Consider the following 23,804-nt stretch of genomic DNA (forward strand, 5'->3'; position numbering starts at 1 on the left):
ATACTCGAAGTCAGCAGACAGACCGGAAAACGGCTATTTCGTTCCCGCGCAACGCCGCGCCGGGTGGGGCGCGGCGTTGGCCGCTGGTCGGCTGTCAGCCTGCACATCAAGCCGCCGGACGCAGCGTGATAGTGAAGTAGTCCGGCGTCTTGCCATTGACGTCCCGAGGCATCGGATCGGAGGCTTTCACCGCCCGCAACGCGGCGGCGTCCCACGCGGCGTTGCCGCTGCTGTGGGTAATGTTTGCGCTCAGCTGATTGCCGTCCGGCGAACAACGCACGGCGATCACGGTCTCGAGACCTTCCGTTTCGCCGCCCCAGTTCACATGCTGAAGCACCAGCCGTCGTACCTTGTCCGCGTAACCCGGCGATGCCGCCGTGCCGCCCGAGCCGCTACCCGTTCCGCTCTTGCCCAGTCCGTTGCTGCTCGAACTGCTGCCGCCCACGCCGCCAGCCAGACCCTGCATCTGCGCAAGCCGCGCGCGACGTTCGTTGTCGAGCTGCTTTTTCGCCTGCGCGGCCGCATCGGCTTGCGCCTTGGCCTTCGCCGCTTTCTCCGCCTCAGCCTTCTTCTGCGCTTCTGCCTGAGCCTGCTTTTGCTGCTGCTCCTGCTGTTCTTTCAGTTGCTGTTGCTTCTGCTGCTCGGCGAGCTGCTGTTGCTTGAGCTTCTCGGCCTGCTGCTGTTGCTGCTGTTGCGCCTGCTGCTGCTTGAGCTTCGCGGCCTTCTGCGCCGCGAGTTGGGCCGCCTGTTCGGCCGCCAGCTGTTGCTGCCGCTTCGCTTCCGCTTCCTGCTGCTCTTTCAGCTTCAGCTGGCGCTGCTGTTCGGCCAGTTGGGCCGCGCGAGCCGCTTCCTGCTGCTGACGCTTCTTTTCCTGCAGCGCGATGTCGGCCTGTTCGTCGCGCACGGGCGGAGCAGGGGCGACCGGCGTGGGCGGCGGCGTGACGACGGGACGCGGAATCGCCGAATCCGGCACCTCTGTCCACAGTTCCGCCTGCTCGCCCTCGGGCGTGCTGTTCTGCCATTGGATGCCGCGATACAGGAAGAATCCGAGCAGCGCATGCATCACCAGCGCGAACAGAAAAGCTCGCCCGGTGCCGCGTTCACGCGGCGGCTGAAGCGGGTATTCGGAGTTCTTGCGGATCATTGCGATTTGACGAGCAATCCGACGCGCTTGACGCCCCGAGCCTTCAGATCGGACATCACGTTCATCACGACTTCGTATTTCACGGTTTTGTCGGCGGCGATCACGACGGGCTGATCGGGGTGCGATTGTGCCCGGTCGGCGATGAAACCGTTGAGGCCAGCCTTCGTCATGTCTTCCTGCTGCTGCGCGCCGGAGTCGTCCTTGTACTTGACGCTCATATTGCCGTCCGCGCGGATGTTGACGATGACGGGCGGCGTCTGCTGTTGGGGCGCCGCGCCGCCGACGGTCGGCAGATTGACGATCGACGGCGCGACGAGCGGCGCCGTGACCATGAAGATCACTAGCAGCACGAGCATCACGTCGATGTACGGCACGACGTTGATGTCGGCCATTGCGCGACGCGAGCGCGAGCCGCGCATGCTGGAGGAACGGGAGCCTGCCATCATGGCCTCCTCAGTGTGCCTGGCGCTGCAGGATGTTCGAGAACTCTTCGATGAAGGTTTCGAAACGGATCGCCAGACGGTCGATGTCGTGCGCGTAGCGGTTGTAGGCGACCACGGCCGGAATTGCGGCGAACAGGCCGATCGCGGTGGCGGTCAGGGCCTCGGCGATGCCCGGCGCGACGTTCGCGAGCGTGGCCTGCTGCACGTTGGCGAGGCCGCGGAACGCATTCATGATCCCCCACACCGTGCCGAACAGACCGATATATGGGCTGACCGAACCGACCGACGCGAGGAACGCCAGATTCGCTTCGAGAACGTCCATTTCGCGTTGGAACGCCGCGCGCATCGCGCGCCGGGCGCCGTCGAGAATCGCGCCCGAATCGTTCAGGCGCTTCTCTTTGCCCTTCAGGAATTCCCGCATGCCGGACTCGAAAATCCGCTCGAGCGCGCCGATCCTGTGACGGTTGTTCGCGGCGCTCTGATACAGCGCCTGCAGGTCGCCGCCCGACCAGAAATCACGCTCGAAGCGTTCAGTTTGCGCGCGCGCCCGGCGAATCGCAAACCACTTGCGGAAGATGAAAGTCCAGGAGAGTAGCGACAGCAACAGCAGCAGAGCCATGACGGCCTGGGCCAGCAGGCTCGCGTTGAGTACGAGTGAAACGATCGACAGATCTTGTGTAGTGTTCATAAAGGTTCGTTTTAACGTCCCGGGAAGGGGGCGTCCGGCTGCAAGGCCGCTTCAAGCTTGCCGTGGGCAAAACGGAAGCTTCGGCGGTATCGAAGCCGAACCATGCTTTGTGTTACCTGACCGGTATGAGTTCACTGGCCCCGTAACAACGAGGCTCAGGGATCGTCCGTTGACATGCCGCCGTCGTTCAGTCAGCGCTCTCGCTAGTGCCCGGCCCGTGCCGCAGCGCGGCGAGAACCGACGGCGGGATCGCGGCTGGCCGCAGCGTCGCGCGGTCCACACAGCCAATCCGGACCGAACCGGTGGCAAGCAGCGTGCCTTCGCGCCATGCTTCCTGCACGAAGTCTACCGAAGCTCGGCCAAGACGCTCGATCCGGCTGATAATTTTCACGATGTCGTCGAGTCTGGCCGGAGCCCGGTAATCGACCGCGGTACTGCGCACGATGAAAATCGTGTCGTTTTCTTCCGCAAGCCGGTGCTGGTCGACGCCGCACGCGCGCAGCCATTCGGTGCGAGCGCGTTCGAAAAACTTCAGGTAATTGGCGTAAAACACGATGCCGCCGGCGTCGGTATCTTCGTAGTACACGCGGATGGGCCACGTATAGCCGATTTCCGTGCCTGGCTGGCTGGTCGACATATTCATGCGGCGCATTCTACCGGAACGCACAACCCGGGGTCTGTTTCGAAGTGTGAGTTGCTTGTGGCGGGCGTCGGCGGCGATGGGAGCCGGCTTTGCCGGCCGCCCGCCTTCAAACTCAGCCGCGATGCACGGACAGACCGGCGAACGACTGCGCGACCGGCATCAGCTCGATCGTGTTGATGTTGACGTGGGCTGGGCGCGTGGCGATCCAGTAGATGGAATCGGCGATGTCTTCGGCCGTCAGCGGCTGCACGTTTTCGTAGACCTTGGCGGCCTTGTCGTCGTCGCCGCGATAACGCACGTTCGAGAATTCGGTGCCGCCGCACAGGCCCGGCTCGATGTCGGTCACGCGCAGCGCGGTGCCGGCGAGGTCGGCGCGCAGGTTCAGGCTGAACTGGCGCACGAACGCCTTGGTCGCGCCGTACACGTTGCCGCCCGCGTACGGCCAGCGGCCCGCCACCGAACCCAGATTGAAGATATGCCCGCGGTTGCGCTCGACCATGCCGGGCAACAGCGCATGCGTGACCTGCGCGAGGCCCGTGCAATTGGTCTCGATCATGGTGTTCCATTCATCGAGACTTGCCTTGTGAGCCGGCTCGGTGCCGAGCGCGAGGCCGGCGTTGTTGACGAGCACGTCGATCGCGGCGAAGTCCGCCGGCAGCGAGGCGGGCACGGCTTCGACGGCGGCGCGATCGCGCACGTCGAGCTCGTACGGCAGCAGCGCGTCGCCGAGCTCGTCGGCGAGTGCTTGCAGACGGTCCTTGCGGCGTGCAGTGGCGACGACACGATGGCCGCCCTTGACGAACGAGCGGGCGATGGCGGCGCCGAATCCGGCCGACGCTCCTGTGACAAACACGATCATTGCAGTTCCCTGGTCGGTAAGAGACAAAGGCCCAAAGCCTACTTCCAATGGCACGCTGCGGCAAGGATGCACGAGCCGGATCGGCGGCTGCCGCGGCGGCGCGCAACGGGTGCGCGGCGCGACCGGCGCGCTTTCCTCAGATGGTTGCGCAGCGGGGCCGCCAAACCGTCCGGAGGCCCCGCCAGCGGCCGCCGGAGCACCCGCAAGCCGGTTGCCTATTCGGGCCTCTTCCAATACACTAACGCGCTCGACCCTGCGTGACTGGCGATAGAACCGAGTCGTCCGACTCAGCCGATTCAACCAATCGGGTTCAAGGTGGAACAACCCACCGTGAAGCGCAGGGTGCCGTTTTGCCGTTCGCCTGGGCAGCCGTGAACCGCGCGCATTAATCTGCGCTGACGGTGGCTGGCTCGCCTCGCGTGTGCGGCGACTCTCCACTCGCCACGTCAGGGCAAGCCTCGCCGCCCAAAGCGCTGCGTACCCCGCTGTGTACCCTCTACGCAGGATTCGGCGCACGATCCGGTCAACCTGAAAACACTCAACGGAACCCGTATGTTTGACAGAGCCCAAAGCACCATCGCCAACGTCGATCCTGAACTCTGGAAGGTCATCGAGCAGGAAAACCGCCGTCAGGAAGAGCACATCGAACTGATCGCGTCGGAAAACTACACGAGCCCGGCCGTGATGGCCGCGCAAGGCTCGCAACTCACGAACAAGTACGCCGAAGGGTATCCGGGCAAGCGCTACTACGGCGGCTGTGAATACGTCGACGTTGCCGAGCAGCTGGCGATCGACCGCGTGAAGCAGCTGTTCGGCGCCGAAGCCGCGAACGTGCAGCCGAACTCGGGCTCGCAGGCGAACCAGGGCGTGTTCTTCGCGATGCTCAAGCCGGGCGACACGATCATGGGCATGAGCCTCGCGCACGGCGGCCACCTCACGCACGGCTCGCCGGTCAACATGTCGGGCAAGTGGTTCAATGTGGTCAGCTACGGCCTGAACGAAGCCGAAGACATCGACTACGACGCCGCCGAGAAGCTCGCGCAAGAACACAAGCCGAAGCTGATCGTAGCGGGCGCGTCCGCGTTCGCGCTGCGCATCGATTTCGAACGCATGTCGAAGATCGCGAAGTCGGTCGGCGCGTACTTCATGGTCGACATGGCGCACTACGCCGGTCTGGTCGCCGCGGGCGTTTATCCGAACCCGGTGCCGCACGCCGATTTCGTCACCACCACCACGCACAAGAGCCTGCGCGGCCCGCGCGGCGGCGTGATCCTGATGAAGGCCGAGTTCGAGAAGCCGATCAACTCGGCGATTTTCCCGGGCATCCAGGGCGGTCCGTTGATGCACGTGATCGCCGCGAAGGCCGTCGCGTTCAAGGAAGCGCTTTCGCCGGAATTCAAGGCGTATCAGCAGCAGGTCGTCGAGAACGCGCGTGTGCTTGCTGAAACGCTGGTCAAGCGCGGTCTGCGCATCGTGTCGGGTCGCACCGAAAGCCACGTGATGCTGGTCGACCTGCGCGCGAAGAAGATCACCGGCAAGGCTGCGGAAGCGGCACTCGGCGCGGCGCACATCACGGTCAACAAGAACGCGATCCCGAACGATCCGGAAAAGCCGTTCGTGACCTCGGGTATCCGCCTCGGTTCTCCGGCCATGACCACGCGCGGCTTCGGCGTGAAGGAAGCCGAGCAGGTCGGCAACCTGATCGCCGACGTGCTGGACAACCCGGAAGATGCCGCGACGATCGAGCGCGTGAAGGTTCAGGTCGCCGATCTGACCAAGCGCTTTCCGGTCTACGGCTAAACCATGCATTGCCCCTTCTGCCGCCATGCCGATACGCAAGTCGTCGACTCGCGCGTATCCGAAGACGGCGCGACGATCCGCCGGCGCCGCCGCTGCCCGGCCTGCGACAAGCGTTTCACGACGTATGAGCGGGTCGAGCTGGCGTTGCCGTCGGTCGTCAAGAAGGACGGCACGCGCACGGAATTCGATCGCCGCAAGATCGTCGCGAGCATGCAACTGGCGCTGCGCAAGCGCCCGGTTGCGGTGGACGCGATCGAAGCGGCTGTCGCCCGTATCGAGTATCAGCTGCTCGGCAGCGGCGAGCGCGAGGTGCGTAGCGAGCGCCTCGGCGAACTCGTGATGAACGAGTTGCGCGCGCTCGACACGATCGCTTACGTCCGTTTCGCTTCCGTGTACCGGCGCTTCGAAGACGTCTCCGAATTCGAGGACGTGATCGAGGAATTCCGCCGCGCCTCTTCCCCGCCCAAGCCTTCCCGCAAGCGCTGAGCGCACGCGTGTCGCAGCTGAGCTGCGGTCATTCGCATCCATCGCCTCGCGCATTTCGCGCTTTTTTTCACGCATCGCTTCTCCCGCCTCCGTGATCGATCTTCACGTGCATTGTTGCGCGCGCTAACGTCTGAATGCCACCTGGCCATTCGGACGATGGTCGGCGCGCTCGCAAATCGCTAGATTGGCTGCATCCGTTCGTAACGCTCAGGGATGCAGATGAAATTCCAGGGGATTTGCCGGCCATCGCGCGCCGGTTTCACACTCGTCGAAACGCTGGCGGTGATAGCGCTCGTGATGCTGATGGCCGTGATGGCGGTGCCGTCGTTCGCCGCATGGCATATGCGCGATCAGGTCGACGCGCGCTCGAAGGCGCTGCTGTCCACGTTCGCCTACGCGCGCAGCGAGGCGCTGCGGCGCGGTGCGCGCATCACGGTGTGCCGCGTCGATGCAGCGCGCGTCTGTCTCGCGTCGGGCCAAGCCTGCGCCGGCGGCATCGCCGACTGGGCCTGCGGCTGGGCCGTATTCGCCGAACGTGGCGGCAAGCCGTCGTTGTTGCGCGCGCAGCCGGCGCTCGCGGCGGTGAGCATCGCCGGCGTGCAGACGGATATGACGTTCACGCCGCCGGCTGGGCAACTGATCGGCGCGTTTCGAAGTTTTGATATCGCGCCGCGAAGCCCATCGAAATCGATGCAGGGGAACTCGTGGCGGCGCTGCATCAGTGTCGCTGCAGGAGGTCGCGCGCGGATCTCGGAGGGCGCGTGCGGAGCGACGTCATGAGACAGCCCGCATTCAAGACCGGTTTGCGTGTGCACGCATCGACATGTAATGGCAGCTCGTTGATCGAGGTGATGCTGGCGGTCGCGTTGGTCGCGGTGAGCGCGCTGGGTTTGATCGCGGTTCAGGTGTGGACCGCACGCGAAGCGCGCGCGATGACGCTGCGCGAGAGCGCCGCGTGGATAGCCGACTCGATTGCCGAAGCGACGCGCACGCCTTCCACGGGCGATGTCGCGCTCAATCAATGGCGCACCTGGGCGAGCGTTCTGCTGCCGCACGGCGACGCATCGATTGGCGAGAGCGGCGCGGTCGCGGCGGCGCGCGTGACGTGGGCGTCCGTGCGGGACCGGCCCGCTTTGGGCGATGCGAGCGCCCAGCCGACGGAGCCTTGCGGCGACGTCGATGCACCGGCTGGATCGTCGTGTGTCGCGTTGGCGTTCGCGAAATGAGGCGGCCGCATTGCCCACTCGGTCATACGCTAATCGAATTCCTGATCGCGATGGCGCTCGGGTTGCTCGTGATCGCGGGCGCCGTGTCCCTTTACACGACGCAGCGCAACGCCTTCGTGCAGGCGAGCAACGCGACCCGAATCCGCGAAGCGGGCTTGACCGCGCTGATGCTGATCGGCCAGCAATTGCAGATGGCCGGCTTCGTCCCTGCCGATGTCATTGGCTACAACGCGGCGCCTGCGCTATTCGGCTGCTCGGGCGGTCGTCCGACCGGCGCCGACGACAGCCTCGCTTGCACCGCCTTGAGCACCGGCTCGGATGGCGTCGCGATCCGTTACGTCGCAGACGTCGTATCGACATGGCCATCGTCGAGCGGTCAGGTCACCGACTGTGTCGGACAGGCCGTCAAAAGCAGCGACGCGGTCCTTGGCGATGAGGGCGCGCCGGTGGTCAATCGCTACTTCGCCAACGTCAGCGGCTCGACCGGCGAGCCGGAGCTTTACTGCGTGGGCAGCGGCAACGCGGGGTCCGCGCAGCCGCTGATCGAAGGCGTCGAGCGCGTACGGTTGCGCTACTGGCTGGACGGCGCGGCGGATGCGGTGAATGCGTCGGCCGTGGCGGCGGATCAATGGGCGAACGTCGTTGCGGTCGATGTCTGCGTGCTGGTGCGCGGCGCGGCGCAAGGACAGCGTTCGAAGTACATCGACTGCGATGGCGTGAGTACACTCGGTACCGACCTGCGGCCTCGACAGGTTTTTTCCCGCCGCGTTGCGCTGCGTAATCGCGCGGAGGTGTCGTCGTGATGGATCGCGGCACAGCAACGCAACGCGGCTGCGCGTACGACATATGCGGCGGGCCAGGCGGAACAGCGAAACACTTAGGTAGGCGAAATTGTCAGGGCGGTGCCCGACGGGCGCATCAACGCGGCGTCGTGCTAGCCATCGTGCTGTTGATCTCGGCCATGATGCTCGCCACGTCCGCGATATGGTTCGAAACATCGCTCGCGGCCGCTCGCGCGGCGACCAATGTGCGCGACTATCTGCAGGCTTTCCACGCGGCGGATTCGGCGCTGAGCTGGTGCGAGCGCAACGTGCTATCGGCAAGTGGCGACGCGCGCGATGCGCCGCTCACATCCGGCGAGCCGACTCAATGGAGGCTTGAAACCGCATTCGACGCAGGCGCCATCACGCCTGTGGCGCAATGGCCGGGATCATCGCGCGCGCCGCAATGCCTGATCGAGCCTTGGCGTCTCGCGAGTCGACCCAACGCCAGCGCTTATCTGCTGACCGCGCGCGGCTTCGGGCGGAGCAGCGAGTCGCAGATCTGGTTGCAGATGGAGGTCGTGACCGAAGATGGCGCGATCGAACGTCATTGGCGGCGCGTTGCAGCAAGACCATTCTGAGGAATGCACCGACTGGACACGTATGAAAAGGCCGAACACATCCGCATTCACGCTGCTCGAACTCGTGATCGCGCTCGCGATTGCCGCCACGCTCGCCGCGTTTGCGATCCCTTCGTATCGCAGCCACATTGCGCGCACGCATCGCATCGATGCGGCGTCGGCGTTATATCGGGCTGCGCAATTCGTCGAGGCCGCGGCGAGCGATGGCGTGCCGGCCTTGCCACCGGGTATCGATCAGGCGCCGCAGTTCGGCGCCCCGGTGTATCGCGTGCGCGTGCTGCCCGCGGACGACACGAACGGCGGCTATTCGATCGAAGCGGCGCCCGCGGAAGCGGGCCCGATGCGCGACGACCCGTGCGGCACGTTCACGCTGGATGCGACGGGTCAGCGAGGCAATAGAAACGATGCGAGCGGCGCGATGCCCACGAGCAGCGAATGCTGGAATACCAGTTAGCGGGTGATTGAAGTCCGACACGCGCAACCTTGCGAGCGGGAGGTCCGATAGATCGCTGCCACTCGCAGCGGCCACGACCTCAATAGCCGCTTCGCAACGAATCGTCCTGCGCAGCCGGCGACTGCGCCGTAGCGGAAGCCGCGGCGGCCGCCCGCGCCGCCGCCGACTCGTTCTTCATCTGTTGCCAGATCCGGAACGCTTCCCACGCGCCGAGCGCAAGGCTGCCCCACTTGAGCACGGGCTTAGCGCTCGCGACGACCCTCGCGCGCAGCGGTTTGGCGAGCAACAGCGAAGCGATCGAGCTGATGAACGGGTACTGCTTGAGCAACGCGCCGATCGTGCCCGCGTTGAGCACGCTCGCCTTTGGCCCTTTACCGACGCGCACGCCGCCAAAGCCGGGGATCACGAACCTGAGCCAGCTGAAATGCGCGACGGCCTGGCGCAGTTCGAAGGTGGCCCGTGCAAGCTCGACGCGCTCGACGTCCGCGCGCACGAGCAGCAATTCCTTGCGCAGCGCCCGCAGATGCGGCGCGCTCAGGTCCTTCGACGGATGGCGCTTGTTACGAAAGGCGGTATCAGGACGGGAAGGGCTCATGGCGTGTCGGCGGCAGTGAGGGTGAGGCGATGGATCGGATGCAGACGAACTTTCCCATCAGTCGCGGCTGCGAAACGCTTCGCGATCCTTTTCGAACTCCGCGATGGTCGCTTCGAATATCATCGGCGCGTTGCGCAAACCGCTGCGCGCCTTCAGCGCACAGGCGAGCCCGGCAATCGCGTAGACCGCGGTGATGCCGGCAAGCGCCTGCCATCGGTAGGTGTCCCAGAAGGCAATGGCGACGAGTGCGGTCAACGCGATCAAGGCCATCGTGGCGAGCATCGTCGCGGCAAGACCGAGAAACAGCACGCCGAGCAGGCGGTCTTTTTCCTCGGCGAGTTCGATGCCCACCAGTTCGAGCCGCGTCTGCAGGATCGCAAACACGGAACTGAGAATACGGCGCAACGGGCTGCGTTCTGCGCGCTGCGAGTGTGTTTCGGTCGTCATGGCTGTGGGCGTTGCGCGTGAGGGCCTGGCCGGCGCGTGCGCGCCAGCAGAAGGGGACCGGCGAGGCTCGCGCCGGTCCGCCCGTGTCGCCGGTGCGCCGGACATGCCTGCTCCGGCGGCCTCACCGGCCTTTACTTGCGATTGATCAGCAGACCGACCACCACGCCGATGCCCGCGGCGATGCCGATCGACGCCCACGGATGCTCGTGCACGTAGTCGTCGGTGGCGCGGGCGGCCTTCTTGCCTTTTTCGACGACCACGACCTGAACGTCGGCTGCCTTTTCTTTCGCCTGCTTCAGGCGCGTCAGCGCGGTTTCGCGCAGTTCCGACGCGCGTTCGCCGGTAGCGCTCGCGGCCTGTTTCAGCAGGTCTTCAGCGTCCGCGAGGACGGTTTTGATATCCGACATCAATCTCTCCTTGTTGACTTCCGACATTGACAGCTCCCTTTGTCTCACGCTACGCGTAAATCGTAACCAAAGAAACGGTCGCTGGCGAGCATAGTGCCGGTTGCATGCCGCCGCTGCACGATTCGTTCCCGCCAGCGCGTGGCGTCAAGACACCCGTTTGAGGGCACTCTGCTCCAGACCGGTATCTGGATTGAGTTGATCTGTCCCGCAAAGTTTCCGTCAAACGGGAGAAAATTACAAAAACACATAAAGTACTGACGCGATGTTGGTTCGCCATGTACCACCGCGGCCTTATGCTTTATCGTGACTGGCCGCCGCGGGCACACGCCCGCGACCTTATCCGGATACCTTCCGAAGACCTACAGGAGATGCACTATGAGTCTACGTCTTGGCGACATTGCGCCGGATTTCGAACAGGAGTCGAGCATTGGCCGCATCAGGTTTCACGAGTGGCTCGGCAATAGCTGGGGCGTGCTGTTCTCGCATCCGGCCGACTTCACGCCGGTCTGCACCACCGAGCTGGGCCTGACCGCGAAGCTCGCGGGCGAGTTCGAAAAGCGCAACGTGAAGACGATCGCGTTGTCGGTCGACAGCGCGGAGTCGCACAAGGAGTGGATCAAGGACATCAACGAGACGCAGGCTGCCAACGTCGGTTTTCCGATTCTCGCGGACGGCGATCGCAAGGTCTCCGGGCTGTACGACATGATTCACCCGAACGCGAACGAAACGTTCACGGTGCGCTCGCTGTTCGTCATCGATCCGAACCGGAAGGTGCGTCTGATCATCACGTACCCGGCGAGCACCGGCCGCAACTTCGACGAAGTGCTGCGCGTGATCGATTCGCTGCAACTGACCGACAGTCACTCGGTCGCGACGCCGGGCAACTGGCAGCAGGGCGATGACGTCGTGATCGTGCCGTCGCTGAAGGACGAGGAAGTCATCAAGCAGAAATTCCCGAAGGGCTACAAGGCGTTGCGTCCGTACCTGCGCCTGACGCCGCAGCCGAACCGGTAAGCGGCGCGGCATGAACCAGAAAGCCGGTTCGAAGGAACCGGCTTTTTTGCATTATCGATACACCAGCATCGGAATCAGAAGAACGCCTGAATACCGGTCTGCGCACGGCCGAGGATCAGCGCGTGAACGTCGTGGGTGCCTTCGTAGGTGTTGACGACCTCGAGGTTCACCAGATGACGCGCGACGCCGAACTCGTCCGAAATGCCGTTGCCGCCGAGCATGTCGCGCGCGAGGCGGGCGATGTCGAGCGCTTTGCCGCACGAATTGCGCTTCATGATCGAGGTGATTTCGACCGCGGCCGTGCCTTCGTCCTTCATGCGGCCGAGGCGCAGTACGCCTTGCAGCCCGAGCGTGATTTCGGTCTGCATGTCGGCGAGCTTCTTCTGGATCAGCTGGTTCGCGGCGAGCGGCCGGCCAAATTGCTTGCGATCGAGCACGTACTGACGCGCGATGTGCCAGCACGCTTCGGCCGCGCCGAGCGCGCCCCAGGCGATGCCGTAGCGCGCCGAGTTCAGACACGTGAACGGACCGCGCAGGCCGCTGACACCCGGCATGATGTTCTCTTCCGGCACGAACGCTTCGTCGAGCACGATTTCGCCGGTGATCGAAGCTCGCAGTCCCACCTTGCCGTGGATCGCCGGTGCCGACAGACCCTTCCAGCCCTTCTCGAGAATGAAGCCGCGGATGTTGTCCTCGCCGTCTTCCTCGAGCTTCGCCCACACGACGAAGACGTCGGCGATCGGCGAATTGGTGATCCACATCTTCGAGCCCGACAACGAGTAGCCGCCATCGACCTTCTTCGCGCGCGTGACCATGCCGCCCGGATCGGAGCCGTGGTTCGGCTCGGTCAGGCCGAAGCAGCCGATCCACTCGCCGCGCGCGAGCTTCGGCAGATATTTTTCCTTCTGCGCGTCCGAGCCGAATTCGTAGATCGGCACCATCACCAGTGACGACTGCACCGACATCATCGAGCGATAGCCGGAGTCGACGCGTTCCACTTCACGCGCGATCAGCCCGTACGCGACATAGTTCAGACCGGGGCCGCCGTACTGTTCGGGAATCGTCGGACCGAGCAGGCCAAGCTCGCCCATTTCGCGAAAGATCCCGATATCGGTCTTTTCGTGGCGGAACGCCTCCAGCACGCGCGGCAGCAGCTTGTCCTGCGAGTAAGCCGCAGCGGCATCGCGCACCATACGTTCGTCTTCGGTGAGTTGCTGATCCAGCAGCAACGGGTCTTCCCAGTGAAACTGCGCGGCTACGGCCATGACGTATCTCCTGATTTCTCGCTCAGAACCCGCTTGACTAGAGTTCCGCTTTGCGAAACAATGTTTTGCAAATGACGCCCGAGTGTATCACCCTATGACGCCGCCATCCACTTTCTCCGCTTCGCTCGACGAACGCAAATTCGTCGTCGCCCTTGCTCGCGGGCTGGACCTGTTGCGCGTGTTCCGGCCAGGCGAGACGATGCTCGGCAATCGGGATTTCGTCGAACGCACGGGTTTGCCGAAGGCAACCGTGAACCGGCTCGCCTACACGCTGACCGTGCTCGGCTATCTGCGGCTGGACGAAAGACACGGCAAATATGCGCTCGACGCGGGCGTGCTGTCGCTCGGTTTCGCGCTGCTGTCGGGCACCGACATGCTCGAACTGGCACGCCCGCACCTGCGCAGCCTGGCGCGCGAGGTCGGCGCGGCGGTCTCGCTCGGGTGCCGGGACGGGCTCGACATGGTGTATCTGGAGACGATTCGCAGCGAAACCGCATTGACGCTCGGCCTGGCATCCGGCTCGAAACTGTCGATGCTGACGAGCTCGATGGGCCGCGCCTATCTCGCCGTGCAGCCGCCCGACGCGCGTACCGCGTTACTCGCGGAACTGAAAAAAGCGGCTGGCAGAGTGGGGGCGATGCTCGTCGCCGAAGCCGAACAGGAGATCGCCGCGTTCGCGACCGAGCGATGCTGCTACTCGTTTCGTGCGTGGCATGACGACGTGAACGCAGTCGCGGTGCCGTTTCGCGAGCCGCGCGAAAACCGCTGGCTCGTGCTCAGCTGCAGCGGGCCGGCGTCGTCGATGGGGGAGGAAGTGTTTCGCGAGAATGTCGCGCCGCGCCTGAAGGCGCTCGCGGCGCGGCTGGGGGAGCCGGGCTGAGGTAATGCCGGGGCGCCCCGGCTAACCGGGCCCCCACCGTGTCACGCCGCCCGGTCGTGATAATGCGCGTTGAATAATGGCCCTTGCACGAACCGCACGTCGTACTGCTGTAGCGCGGAGAATTGCGCCTCATCCATCACGCGATTGAAAATCAGCGGCACCCGCAGCCGGCCCGCGTAGCCGACGAGCGGCTTCACGGTCGCGTCGCGCAATGCGGCCGCCGCATCCATCTTGATGAAGTCGAGCCGCGCGGTTTCGGATACCGACAGGATCTGCCCCGCGTTCGACAGATTGCCCGCCACCTTGAACCCATAGTGCTGATAGCTGCGCGTCAGATAGCCCAGGAACGTCTTGTGTGCGACCGCCGCCGCCGGCAACTCGATCACGATGCGCGTCGGACTCAAATTGAACGAGGTCAGCACGCTCGAAAAATGCCGGCCGTGGTCGTACTTCACGCTCTTCAACAGCCTCTCGTGCACCCGCAAAAACAGCAACCCATGCCGCTGCGGGCCGAAGAAGTTGATTGCGTGCAGCGCGCGCGACATGCGGTCTAGCGCGACCAGCTGCTGATCGTCGGCGATGTTGTCGAACGGATCGAACACCTCGAATGGCGGCGCGTCGAGCCGGTGCGTGACCGCCTGAAAGCCGAGTTCATCACCGAAGCGGTCGACCCCTTCCGCGCCGCATGACAGCGACTGCGCAAGCCCGTGCACGCTGATGTCGAAGATCGGCTCGTAGGCACTCGTGAGCTCGATGCCATCGAAATGTGCGAGCGCGATGCCGGCGTGCCCGCCTTGTCCCATTGCCAGATGCTCGCCGAGAAACGGGTGATGAGCGGCGCGGGCGATCAGATCGGGGATGGTCGGCGAAATCATGAAGGCAAATGAAAGGCGACGATGAACGCGCACCGGGCGCGTGGCAGCGCGACGCGATGGCCGCATTCACTGATGGTAGCAGTACGCGCCCTGCGCAGATTAACAAAATGCTCATATCGTTATTGGCCTCACGCTTATCGGCCGGGGCTGAGCGCGGAATGACGAGGTTCGCCGGCGTGTTTCCAAGGGTATACGTTAGTTTCACTATTCATAATTCGTTTTACTATTCGTAAAACACAATTTTAGCCAGCCTGAGGGGACGACCCAATGCTGATCGCGTTGAACTGGTCGAATGCCGCGCTGTTTCATGCGGCGGCGCTGCCGGTGCTGTGCTCGGCGCTGCTGGTGGTCGTGCTCGCCGGTGCGACGCGGCAACCCAGCCGCGCGTCCGAAGCGGAGCCGGCCTGAGCCTGACTGCAAAGATCACGTATCAACCGGGAAAGAATCGGGCAACTCGCGGAGAACCTTGTATGGATACCTCAACACGTACGCCGGCCGACGAACGCCTGCGTCCTGAAATCGAGCCCGGCTATCAGTCGGGTTTCGCGAATGAATTCGCGACCGAGGCATTGCCGGGCGCGCTGCCGACCGGCCGCAATTCGCCGCAACGCGCGGCCTATGGTTTGTATGCCGAACAGATTTCGGGCACGGCGTTTACGGCGCCACGCGGTCACAACCGTCGCTCGTGGCTGTACCGGATTCGTCCGGCGGCCATGCACAAGCCGTTCACGTCGATGCCGTCGGAGCGGCTCGTCGCGAACTTCGCCGAGGTGCCGCCGACGCCGCCGAACCAGCTGCGCTGGGACCCCCTGCCGATGCCCAGCGAACCGACCGATTTCATCGACGGCTGGGTCACGATGGCGGGCAACGGCTCGGCCGAAGCGATGAGCGGTTGCGCGATCCATCTGTACGCGGCGAACCGCTCGATGCACGATCGCTTCTTCTACAGCGCCGACGGCGAACTGCTGATCGTGCCGCAACAGGGGCGCTTGCATATCGCGACCGAAATGGGCCGAGTCGATGTCGAGCCGTTCGAGATCGCGGTGATTCCGCGCGGCGTGCGCTTCGCGGTCAGCCTGCCGGACAGCAGCGCGCGCGGGTATATCTGCGAGAACTTCGGTGCGCTGCTGCGTCTGCCGGAACTGGGGCCGATCGGCTCCAACGGTCTCGCGAATCCGCGCGATTTCCTGACGCCGCACGCCGCATACGAAGACCGCGAAGGCGCATTCGAACTCGTCGCGAAGATGAACGGCAATCTGTGGCGCGCGGACATCGGCCATTCGCCGCTCGACGTGGTCGCATGGCACGGCAACTATGCGCCGTACAAATACGACCTGCGCCGCTTCAACACGATCGGCTCGATCAGCTTCGACCATCCGGATCCGTCGATCTTCCTCGTGCTGCAATCGCAAAGCGACACGCCGGGCGTCGATACGATCGACTTCGTGATCTTCCCGCCGCGCTGGCTCGCCGCCGAAGATACGTTCCGGCCGCCCTGGTTCCATCGCAACGTCGCGAGCGAGTTCATGGGCCTCGTGCATGGCGTCTACGACGCGAAGGCCGAGGGCTTCGTGCCCGGCGGCGCGAGCCTGCACAACTGCATGACGGGCCACGGCCCGGACGCGGACACGTTCGAGAAGGCGTCGCATCTCGATACCTCGGTGCCGAAGAAGGTCGACGACACGATGGCCTTCATGTTCGAGACCCGCACGCTGATCAAGCCGACGCGCTTCGCGCTCGAAACCGCGCAACTGCAGGCGCATTACTACGAGTGCTGGCAAGGCCTCAAGAAACACTTCAATCCGGAGCAACGATGAACGCGGTGAACGATCTCCAGGCGACGCTCGATGCGTCGCGCAAGAGCTGGATCGAGTCGGCCAACGACCCGGCTGGCGACTTCCCGATCCAGAACCTGCCGTTCGGCATTTTCAGCGACCGTGGCAACGACGCGCGTCGCGTGGGCGTCGCGATCGGCGATCGGATCGTCGATCTCGCCGGATTGCAGGCCGCGGGTCTGCTGAACGTGCCGGCGCACAACGTGTTCGCGCGCGATGCGCTGAACGATTTCATCGCGCTTGGCCGCGACGTGTGGCGCAGCGTGCGTATCCAGCTGAGCCAACTGCTCGCGCGCGACACCGCGACGCTGCGCGACGATGCCGCGTTGCGCGCGAAGGTGCTCGTGCGCGCGGCCGATGCGCGTCTGCATCTGCCGGTGCAGATTCCGGGCTACACGGATTTCTATTCATCGAAGGAACACGCGACCAATGTCGGCGCGATGTTCCGCGATCCGAAGAATGCGCTGCTGCCGAACTGGTCGGAGATGCCGATCGGCTACAACGGACGGGCATCGTCGGTGGTCGTGAGCGGGACGCCGGTGCGTCGTCCGAATGGTCAGCTGAAGTTGCCCGACCAGGAGCGTCCGGTGTTCGGCGCGAGCCGCAAGCTCGATATCGAACTGGAGACGGGTTTCATCATCGGCGGCGGCAATGCGCTGGGCGAGCCGATCGCGTGCGAGGACGCGGAGGCGCACATTTTCGGCATGGTGCTGCTGAACGACTGGAGCGCGCGCGACATCCAGCAATGGGAATACGTGCCGCTCGGCCCATTCAATGCGAAGACCTTCGCGACGACGATCTCACCGTGGGTCGTCACGCTCGACGCGCTCGAACCCTTCCGCGTCGCGCAGCCGGTGCAGGAGCCAGAGCCGCTCGCCTATCTGCGGCATCGAGGAAAGCATGCGTTCGACATTCACCTCGAAGTGACATTGCGTGCGCGACCCGCGCGGCAAGCGAGCACGATCGCGCGGACCAACTTCAAATACATGTACTGGACGATGGCGCAGCAGCTCGCGCATCACACGGTGACGGGCTGCAATACGCGGGTGGGCGACCTGATGGGCTCGGGGACGATCAGCGGGCCGACCGAGGATTCGTACGGCAGCCTGCTGGAGCTGACGTGGAACGGCAAGAAGCCGCTGGCGTTGAAGGAGGGCGGCACGCGCACGTTCATCGAGGACGGCGATGAGTTGACGCTCGTCGGCTGGTGCCAGGGCGACGGGTATCGCGTGGGGTTCGGCGCGTGTGCCGCAGAGATTCTGCCGGCGCGAGGGTGAGCGCGCGGCAGTCACGATGAGAGAGGGCCGGCGCGGTATGCCGGCCCTCGTCGTTTGTGCGAGACCTTGGGCATACCGTGTCGCAATGAATCGGCGCGTCGGCCGCTTCACCCACCCAGCAACCCGAATACGGCCACCCCATTCGTCGTGCCGACATACACCTTGCCGTTTGCGATCAATGGTGTGATGAACTTGTTGCCCGTGCCGAACTGATCGCGCGTGCCCATCTGGTTGCTGTTGTACAGCTCGTTGAGCGTGATGGGGTCGAACGCATGCAAGGCCGCGACGGTGCCGTTTTCGGCGGCCCACACGATGCCGTTCGTGGTGCCGTTCGCCGAGATGCTCGGCGTCGTCCCGGGATAGGCGAACGTCATCGCGCTTTGCGCGGTCGGTGTGATCGACAGCTTCGCGTTGGTCACGGTGAACGCCTTCAGATGATCGCCGACCGAGCCGAAATACACGCGCCCGTTGAAATAGGCGGGCATGCCGAACTCGCCGCCGGCCAGCTGCGCGGGAATCTCCTGATAGATGTTGTCGGCCGCCGGGTTGAACTTGCCCATCGAGTCGCGATTCAGCACGTAGATGGTGCTGTCCTTGCCCGCGCCGAGCGTCAGATGCTGTAGGGTGCCACCCGCGTCGGTCAGGTCCGGCAGCACCAGTGCGCCGCCGGAGCCGAGGTCGATGTCGTCGTTGGCCTCCTGCACGACGTTCGTCATCGCGAAGTAGTCGGCCACCGACAGGCCTCCCGCCGTGCCGAGCTTCAGGAACGTATTGCCGAAATCCTTGTTGGCGGGGAAGCCGCTCGACGTCATCGTCGTATCGAACGTGCCGTTGGCATCGAGCAGATAGATCGACGAGCCGTCCGACGCCGGTCCCGCGCCGCTCATCCAGATCGCGCCGCCGATGCCGTTAGGCGTCAGGTTGAGCACGGTGGTCTGCTGCAACGTGTCGGCGCCGTAGCCCATGATCCAGCCCGTATAGCCGCCGTCGTCGCAGTGCGAGGTCCACGTCGTGTAGACCGTGTTGCCGAGCAATAGCAGCCCCGCACGCTCCGCGTACAACGACGTGGTGAACGGCACGACGCCGTTCGTATTACCCGCGCCGCTGCCTGGGTAAGAGGCGGCGACTTCGGCGGGACCGTTCAGCAGCTCGGCGCCGGTCGCGAGGTCGAGCGCGTGAATGCGATGATGGTAGCCGCCGGCCGCGTCCTTCGACATCGCGACGACGTAGATCGTACCGTGCGTGCCGCGCGAACGGTCGATCACCGGTGTCGAGGTGATGCCGATGGTGTTCACGATCTGGCTGCAGCCGAGGTCGTCGCTCGGGGTTTCGCCGGTGCCGAATGTGCGCACCTGCCACAGGGTCGCGCCGGTGTCGGCATCGAATGCGTACACACTGTCGTTCTCGGTCGCGACGTACAGCACGTTGTGCGTGCCGCCCGCGATCGCCAGCGCAGCGACGAATAGCGGCTGCGCGTCGACCTTGCCGTCGACGCTAAAGAAGCCGACCTTGCCGAACGTCGAAGCCGCCACGTTGGCGGGCGTCAGCGTGGTTTCGCCGAGGTTCTGGCCGGTGCGCGCGATGTCGTCGTGATAGGTGAGCACGTCGCGCACGGCTGCCGCCGATGTGCCGCCCATCGAGGTGCCCGAGCCGCTGCCCGAGCCGCCGGTGCTACCGCCGCTCGTGGTGCCACCGCTGGTGGTGCTGCCGCCGCTCGCTGCGGCCGGGGCCGATACGCCGGATGCGCCGCTGCCGCCGGCGCCGACGCTCGCGCCCGTCGGGGCACTGCTGTTTCCGCCTCCGCCGCCTCCACAGTTCGCCGCGACGATCGCGGCTACCGCGATCGCCGTGCCCAACAGGCTGGCACGGAGCAACAGGCGCATCGAGACCATGGCGGACTCCCCGTTGCTTGCGGCGGCGCCACGAAATATGGGCCGTTCGTCGAGTGTCCGCGCAACGTGGGTTGAGATTATCACCCTGCGTATAGATCGTAAAAGCCAGCAATTAGCGTCTATTCGTCAACTCGGCGCCCGCAGCGCGATCCGCCGACGCTCCCACCACGGCGCCGCCAGAAACGCGAGCGCCGCGCAGCCGGATCTGCGTGAGGCGCTTGTCCTCATCGACGCCGATCGCGAGCGCTGACGCAATACCGTACCAGTGAGATACGGTACCCCACGACAGATAAAGGGTGCCGTCGCGAGGCTCGTAACAGACCTCTGGCGCTCCCATGTCGTGCGCATGTCCGTGCGCGTCGAATTCTGACTCGATGCGCGGAGTTTCGTCGGTTGGGTCTGCGAGTTCGGACGTGCGGACGGTCCATCGCTCGGGATTCGTGTAAAAGTCCAATCCGATCAACCGGCGATGCTGATCGACAAGCATCGACAACGTGCCCGCCGTGAGGACATAAGAGGGCGCGCCAATGCGGAAACGCGCATCCAGCAAGTCGCTGAGATTGTTTTGCGGTTCCGGCAGCGAAGCCAAAGGTGGATATTTGACCTCACAGGTCAGCGTGGAGCTTTGTTCATCCCACCGCACGATGGCCGAAACGCCGGTGGCAGGGGGAGTCGTGTAGACGGTGGGATGCTTCATCGAAGAGGTTTATAGGCAAAGTGCAGAACGGTGTAATCGCTCTCTCGAACCATGACTTCGAGCCGGCCAGCTCATCCCGCCACCGCCACCCGCCGCTCGATCGACACCGACCACAACGTCAGCAACAGCGCGCCGAGCGCGGTCGCGACGCCGACCCACGGCAGCGTCGTCAGCGGTGCGCCGGCGCCGATCGCCATGCCGCCGAGCCATGCGCCGGTCGCGTTGCCGAGGTTGAACGCCCCCTGATTCAGCGTCGACGCCAGATTCGGCGCGTGGCTCGCCCGATCGACGATCAGCATCTGCAGCGGCGGCACGATCGCGAATGCGAGCACCCCCCACACGAACACGGTCAGCATCGCCGGAGTGCGCGCGTGCATCGTGCCCGCGAACACGCACAGGATCACGACGATCGCCATCAGGAACGCGACCAGCGAGGGCATCAGCCGCCAGTCCGCGAGCTTGCCGCCGAGCGTGCTGCCGACCGTCAGGCCGAGGCCGAACAAGAGCAGCACCAGGGTGACCGCGTGCGGCGTGAAGCCGGTCACGTCTTCGAGAATCGGCGTGATGTAGGTGAAGGTCGAAAACAGGCTCGCCGACGCGAACACGCTGATACCGAGCACCATCAGCACCTGCGGGTTCTTCAGCACGCTGAATTCGCGCACGAGGCTCGCCTTGTGCATCTCGATCTTCGCGGGCAGGCACACCGCGAGCGCGGCCGCCGCCAGCACGCCGATGCCGGTCACGGCCCAGAAAGTAGCGCGCCAGCCGACCGCCTGGCCGAGCGCGGTGCCGAGCGGCACGCCGAGCACGTTGGCGAGCGTGAGGCCGGTGAACATCAGCGCGATTGCCTGCGCGCGGCGATTCGGCGCGACGAGCCCGGCCGCGACCACCGAGCCGATGCCGAAAAACGCGCCGTGGCAGAACGCGGTGACGATGCGCGCGGCCATCAGCACCGCGTAGCCGGGCGCGATCGCGCACAGCAGATTGCCGACGATGAACACGCCGATCAGGCTCATCAGCGCCTTCTTGCGCGGCATGTTGGCAACCGCGATCGCGACGATCGGCGCGCCGATCGTGACGCCGAGCGCATACGCGGACACCAGCATGCCAGCCGCTGGAATCGACACGGACAGATCGCGCGCGACATCGGGCAACAGGCCCATGATGACGAACTCGGTGGTACCGATTCCAAACGCGGCAACGGCAAGGGCAAGCAGAGGCAATGGCATGGCGATGATGGGGTGTGACGCGTGAAGCGGCGCGAACAACGGGCGCCGGGCGGGCGATTCCGAAGGCGGAAACGCTGTCGCCGGCTAGGGAAAAACAGTAGGGGATTCTACCTAAGTCAAATCTGGCTTGCCGGCTGTCCGGAAAGCTGTTGTTTTTTGTGGAACGCGGCGGCGGGAGCCCGCGCCGCCGGGCGGCGTTCAGCGCCGCGCGAGGTTGCGCCCGAGTGCCGCGCAGCCCGCATCCGTCAGCGCTTCGACCACGTTGCTGCGATCGTCGGGCTTGAAGTCGGCGATCCAGATCACGCGGCAATGTGCGGACGTGTCGGCCACGACCTGCAGCGTCGCATGATGATGCTCGAAGCGCCCGCCGCCCACCGAGTAGGCGAGCCGCATGTGGGCATCGTCGACGGCAATCACGCGTTCCTCGACCACGGTGCCGTCGGCGAAGGTGACCCAGCGCAGGTCGCCTTCCATGCGCGCCGCGATCAGCACGCCCGCGAATACGCGGGCGACCCCGGCGGGATCGCGCAGCGCGGCCCATGCATCGGCCGCGGTGGTTGCCACGGCGATTTCCCGGTAGATCGTCGCCATCGCATTTCATCCTGTTCCGTTTCGGGTAACCCAGGTCTCGTGCGCGCGGGGGTGTCGCGACCGGCGATTGCAAACCTGTCACCGATCGCGCGGCGCCGTTTTATCCGCGATCCGCGTCGAACGTGTCGCCATGACGGCCCGCGCCGGACACAAAGCGCGCCGCGCCCGCCACGCCCTCGGCGAAGACCGCCGCGTAGCCGCCCGCGCCTTCGCGCCGCAATGCCTCGGCGAGATCGTTCAGCGTGCTGTTCTCGAGCGCGGAGCGACGATCGGCGAGCAGCGCCGCCTGCGGAAACGCGGCGAGCTCCGCGGCCAGTTGCTCGGCAGCCGCGCGCGCTTCGCCCTTCGGCACCACGCGGTTGGCGAGCCCGAAGGAAAGCGCCTCGCGCGCATCGACCGCGCGGCCGGTCAGGATCAGATCGAGCGCACGCGACAGACCGATCAGTCGCGGTAGCCGGATCGTGCCGCCGTCGATCAGCGGAATGCCGACACGCCGGCAGAACACGCCGAGCACCGCATCTTCCTCGACGACGCGCAGGTCGCACATCGCGGCAAGCTCGAGCCCACCCGCCACCGCATAGCCGGCGATCGCGGCGATCACCGGCTTGCTGAAATGCATGCGCGTCGGTCCCATTGGACCGGGGCCGCTGCCGTCCGCATGCAACTCGTTGCGGCGCGCGTCGTCGGCAAGCGCGCTGAGGTCCGCACCCGCGCAAAACGTGTCGCCCGCGCCGAACAGCACGGCCGCGCGCCACGCGGGCTCCGCCTCGAAGCGGCTGAACGCGGCGCTCAACGCATCGGCCACCTGGCGATCGACCGCGTTGCGCTGCGCGGGCCTCTCCAGCACGATCGTAGCGACGCCGTTGCCGTCATTCGACTCGATTCGCACATGGTTATTGAAATATTGGTTGGCTATCATCGTTATGTACTTAAGGGTACCTGAAGGTCGCTGCTGGCCTGTTGATCCGGCAGTGTTGCAGCACGCTCATGCAGCGTAATTAATCCGGTGAGTTGTCATGTTTCCATCACATCCGGCTCGTAGCGTTAGCGCTCTATTGATGCGCTGGCGTCCTGTCGCCAGCTTGCCGAGCCTACCTTTGTCCTTGCCTTTGCCCAATTCATCGCCGGCCGCCGCGCCAGCCTGCGCCGGAACGGTGTGGGTCGTGCCGTTGCAGGACCACTCGTGGTACGACCATGTGCGCCTGAAGCGCGTCTTCGTCGCCGACGGCACACGTCACCAGGTCGTGCTCGTCGATCTGCGCAAGCTGCTCGTGTGCGCGGATCGCGACAACACCGATTACGTGCTGAAGCCAGTCGCCGAATGGCACTCGGGTAAGGTCCGCGGCATTCGCGAGTTTCTCGATCCCGACAGCCCGCGCATTCCGCAGATGCCGTACGTGACGATCTCCACGCGTCGCGCGCCGGGATTGCTCGGCTGGGTCGGCATCGAGCGCGAGGGGGTGGTGGCGTTTCGCAACGGCCAGCATCGCGCGCGCTATCTGGCCGAGGCGGGCGCGCGCTGGTGTCCGGTCGAAGTGCACGAGCGCGAGGCGGGATTGCTGCGTGAGCTGTGCGGCGCGGCCGATGATGCCCGCACCGCGATTCGCGCGACCCAATTGGGCAGCGACAGCGACGTCTAACTTTCGTGGTCCGCG

The 23,804-nt window shown here is 65.0% G+C and carries 28 protein-coding genes and 1 riboswitch; of the genes, 13 read left to right on the forward strand and 15 right to left on the reverse strand.

Going from position 1 to position 23,804, the window contains the following annotated elements; translation table 11 throughout:
* Positions 1-106: 106 nt before the first annotated feature.
* The 5 genes from tolA to ydfG form a co-directional block, all read right to left on the reverse strand.
* Positions 107-1,144 (reverse strand): cell envelope integrity protein TolA, encoded by a 1,038-nt coding sequence (gene tolA, locus OKW26_RS36705; RefSeq protein ID WP_429356641.1) that lies wholly within the window; start codon positions 1,142-1,144, stop codon positions 107-109.
* Positions 1,141-1,587 (reverse strand): protein TolR, encoded by a 447-nt coding sequence (tolR, locus tag OKW26_RS36710; RefSeq protein ID WP_184062426.1) that lies wholly within the window; start codon positions 1,585-1,587, stop codon positions 1,141-1,143. The genes tolA and tolR overlap by 4 nt, the downstream gene beginning before the upstream one ends.
* A 10-nt stretch (positions 1,588-1,597) precedes the next feature.
* Positions 1,598-2,275 carry a protein TolQ gene (gene tolQ, locus OKW26_RS36715; protein WP_090803171.1) on the reverse strand — a complete coding sequence of 226 codons (678 nt, stop codon included), beginning with the start codon at positions 2,273-2,275 and terminating at the stop codon, positions 1,598-1,600.
* Between the two features lie 187 nt (positions 2,276-2,462).
* Positions 2,463-2,927 (reverse strand): tol-pal system-associated acyl-CoA thioesterase, encoded by a 465-nt coding sequence (gene ybgC / locus OKW26_RS36720; protein ID WP_184062254.1) that lies wholly within the window; start codon positions 2,925-2,927, stop codon positions 2,463-2,465.
* A 103-nt stretch (positions 2,928-3,030) separates the two neighbouring features.
* Positions 3,031-3,777, reverse strand: coding sequence for a bifunctional NADP-dependent 3-hydroxy acid dehydrogenase/3-hydroxypropionate dehydrogenase YdfG (gene ydfG / locus OKW26_RS36725; RefSeq protein ID WP_090803174.1), 747 nt, complete (start codon positions 3,775-3,777; stop codon positions 3,031-3,033).
* A 247-nt stretch (positions 3,778-4,024) separates the two neighbouring features.
* Positions 4,025-4,151, forward strand: a riboswitch (ZMP/ZTP riboswitch).
* 178 nt (positions 4,152-4,329) lie between these two features.
* Here ydfG and glyA point away from each other — a divergent pair.
* The 7 genes from glyA (at position 4,330) to OKW26_RS36760 (ending at position 9,145) form a co-directional block, all read left to right on the forward strand.
* Positions 4,330-5,577: a serine hydroxymethyltransferase gene (gene glyA, locus OKW26_RS36730; RefSeq protein WP_090803175.1), complete on the forward strand. Its 1,248-nt coding sequence runs from the start codon at positions 4,330-4,332 to the stop codon at positions 5,575-5,577.
* Positions 5,578-5,580: 3 nt separating this feature from the next.
* Positions 5,581-6,063: a transcriptional regulator NrdR gene (gene nrdR, locus OKW26_RS36735; protein WP_008919734.1), complete on the forward strand. Its 483-nt coding sequence runs from the start codon at positions 5,581-5,583 to the stop codon at positions 6,061-6,063.
* Positions 6,064-6,276: 213 nt separating this feature from the next.
* Positions 6,277-6,843 (forward strand): GspH/FimT family pseudopilin, encoded by a 567-nt coding sequence (locus OKW26_RS36740; protein ID WP_184062252.1) that lies wholly within the window; start codon positions 6,277-6,279, stop codon positions 6,841-6,843.
* Positions 6,840-7,289, forward strand: coding sequence for a type IV pilus modification PilV family protein (locus OKW26_RS36745; protein ID WP_429356642.1), 450 nt, complete (start codon positions 6,840-6,842; stop codon positions 7,287-7,289). Before OKW26_RS36740 ends, OKW26_RS36745 begins: the two co-directional genes overlap by 4 nt.
* On the forward strand, positions 7,286-8,092 hold the full coding sequence (locus tag OKW26_RS36750) for a PilW family protein (RefSeq protein WP_429356643.1): 807 nt from the start codon (positions 7,286-7,288) through the stop codon (positions 8,090-8,092). Before OKW26_RS36745 ends, OKW26_RS36750 begins: the two co-directional genes overlap by 4 nt.
* Positions 8,093-8,220: 128 nt before the next feature.
* Positions 8,221-8,691, forward strand: a complete 471-nt coding sequence (locus tag OKW26_RS36755; RefSeq protein ID WP_187617853.1) for a pilus assembly PilX family protein — start codon at positions 8,221-8,223, stop codon at positions 8,689-8,691.
* A 22-nt stretch (positions 8,692-8,713) separates the two neighbouring features.
* Complete coding sequence (locus OKW26_RS36760; RefSeq protein ID WP_184062244.1) at positions 8,714-9,145, forward strand: type IV pilin protein; 432 nt, start codon at positions 8,714-8,716, stop codon at positions 9,143-9,145.
* A gap of 79 nt (positions 9,146-9,224) precedes the next feature.
* Here the strand turns inward: OKW26_RS36760 and OKW26_RS36765 are convergent, their stop codons facing one another.
* The 3 genes from OKW26_RS36765 to OKW26_RS36775 form a co-directional block, all read right to left on the reverse strand.
* On the reverse strand, positions 9,225-9,740 hold the full coding sequence (locus OKW26_RS36765) for a DUF3318 domain-containing protein (protein WP_184055431.1): 516 nt from the start codon (positions 9,738-9,740) through the stop codon (positions 9,225-9,227).
* Between the two features lie 57 nt (positions 9,741-9,797).
* Positions 9,798-10,187, reverse strand: coding sequence for a phage holin family protein (locus OKW26_RS36770; protein WP_429356644.1), 390 nt, complete (start codon positions 10,185-10,187; stop codon positions 9,798-9,800).
* A 131-nt stretch (positions 10,188-10,318) separates the two neighbouring features.
* Positions 10,319-10,621 carry a DUF883 family protein gene (locus tag OKW26_RS36775; RefSeq protein WP_026225611.1) on the reverse strand — a complete coding sequence of 101 codons (303 nt, stop codon included), beginning with the start codon at positions 10,619-10,621 and terminating at the stop codon, positions 10,319-10,321.
* Between the two features lie 348 nt (positions 10,622-10,969).
* On the opposite strand from OKW26_RS36775, the gene OKW26_RS36780 reads away from it, so the two are divergent.
* On the forward strand, positions 10,970-11,608 hold the full coding sequence (locus tag OKW26_RS36780; RefSeq protein WP_429356645.1) for a peroxiredoxin: 639 nt from the start codon (positions 10,970-10,972) through the stop codon (positions 11,606-11,608).
* 74 nt (positions 11,609-11,682) lie between these two features.
* On the opposite strand, the gene OKW26_RS36785 is transcribed toward OKW26_RS36780, so the two are convergent.
* Positions 11,683-12,873, reverse strand: a complete 1,191-nt coding sequence (locus tag OKW26_RS36785) for an acyl-CoA dehydrogenase (protein ID WP_429356646.1) — start codon at positions 12,871-12,873, stop codon at positions 11,683-11,685.
* A gap of 94 nt (positions 12,874-12,967) precedes the next feature.
* Here OKW26_RS36785 and OKW26_RS36790 point away from each other — a divergent pair, with 94 nt between their 5' ends.
* The gene (locus OKW26_RS36790) at positions 12,968-13,753 is read left to right on the forward strand and encodes an IclR family transcriptional regulator (protein ID WP_429356647.1); all 786 of its coding nucleotides are present in this window, start codon (positions 12,968-12,970) and stop codon (positions 13,751-13,753) included.
* Positions 13,754-13,794: 41 nt separating this feature from the next.
* On the opposite strand, the gene OKW26_RS36795 is transcribed toward OKW26_RS36790, so the two are convergent.
* The gene (locus OKW26_RS36795; protein ID WP_184062236.1) at positions 13,795-14,628 is read right to left on the reverse strand and encodes an EAL domain-containing protein; all 834 of its coding nucleotides are present in this window, start codon (positions 14,626-14,628) and stop codon (positions 13,795-13,797) included.
* A gap of 267 nt (positions 14,629-14,895) precedes the next feature.
* Between OKW26_RS36795 and OKW26_RS36800 the strand changes: the two genes are divergently transcribed.
* The 3 genes from OKW26_RS36800 to fahA all read left to right on the forward strand — a co-directional run bounded on the left by OKW26_RS36800 (position 14,896) and on the right by fahA (position 17,740).
* On the forward strand, positions 14,896-15,036 hold the full coding sequence (locus tag OKW26_RS36800; protein WP_429357189.1) for a hypothetical protein: 141 nt from the start codon (positions 14,896-14,898) through the stop codon (positions 15,034-15,036).
* Between the two features lie 62 nt (positions 15,037-15,098).
* Complete coding sequence (gene hmgA / locus OKW26_RS36805; protein WP_429356648.1) at positions 15,099-16,445, forward strand: homogentisate 1,2-dioxygenase; 1,347 nt, start codon at positions 15,099-15,101, stop codon at positions 16,443-16,445.
* Positions 16,442-17,740: a fumarylacetoacetase gene (gene fahA / locus OKW26_RS36810; RefSeq protein WP_429356649.1), complete on the forward strand. Its 1,299-nt coding sequence runs from the start codon at positions 16,442-16,444 to the stop codon at positions 17,738-17,740. The genes hmgA and fahA overlap by 4 nt, the downstream gene beginning before the upstream one ends.
* A 107-nt stretch (positions 17,741-17,847) precedes the next feature.
* Here the strand turns inward: fahA and OKW26_RS36815 are convergent, their stop codons facing one another.
* The 5 genes from OKW26_RS36815 to OKW26_RS36835 form a co-directional block, all read right to left on the reverse strand.
* Positions 17,848-19,632 carry a PQQ-binding-like beta-propeller repeat protein gene (locus tag OKW26_RS36815; RefSeq protein WP_429356650.1) on the reverse strand — a complete coding sequence of 595 codons (1,785 nt, stop codon included), beginning with the start codon at positions 19,630-19,632 and terminating at the stop codon, positions 17,848-17,850.
* 112 nt (positions 19,633-19,744) lie between these two features.
* Positions 19,745-20,329 (reverse strand): hypothetical protein, encoded by a 585-nt coding sequence (locus OKW26_RS36820; RefSeq protein ID WP_429356651.1) that lies wholly within the window; start codon positions 20,327-20,329, stop codon positions 19,745-19,747.
* Positions 20,330-20,400: 71 nt separating this feature from the next.
* A complete protein-coding gene (locus OKW26_RS36825; RefSeq protein WP_090805596.1) occupies positions 20,401-21,558 on the reverse strand; it encodes an MFS transporter in 1,158 nt (385 codons plus the stop codon).
* A 198-nt stretch (positions 21,559-21,756) separates the two neighbouring features.
* Positions 21,757-22,149, reverse strand: a complete 393-nt coding sequence (locus OKW26_RS36830) for an SRPBCC family protein (protein WP_090803201.1) — start codon at positions 22,147-22,149, stop codon at positions 21,757-21,759.
* A 100-nt stretch (positions 22,150-22,249) separates the two neighbouring features.
* Positions 22,250-23,068, reverse strand: a complete 819-nt coding sequence (locus OKW26_RS36835; RefSeq protein ID WP_429356652.1) for a crotonase/enoyl-CoA hydratase family protein — start codon at positions 23,066-23,068, stop codon at positions 22,250-22,252.
* A gap of 139 nt (positions 23,069-23,207) precedes the next feature.
* On the opposite strand from OKW26_RS36835, the gene OKW26_RS36840 reads away from it, so the two are divergent.
* Positions 23,208-23,789 (forward strand): plasmid fertility inhibition factor family protein, encoded by a 582-nt coding sequence (locus tag OKW26_RS36840; protein ID WP_429356653.1) that lies wholly within the window; start codon positions 23,208-23,210, stop codon positions 23,787-23,789.
* The last annotated feature ends 15 nt before the right edge of the window (positions 23,790-23,804 follow it).

Origin of the sequence: Paraburkholderia sp. 32 (genome assembly GCF_050435345.1) — a bacterium.
GTDB classification, from domain to species: Bacteria; Pseudomonadota; Gammaproteobacteria; order Burkholderiales; family Burkholderiaceae; genus Paraburkholderia; species Paraburkholderia tuberum.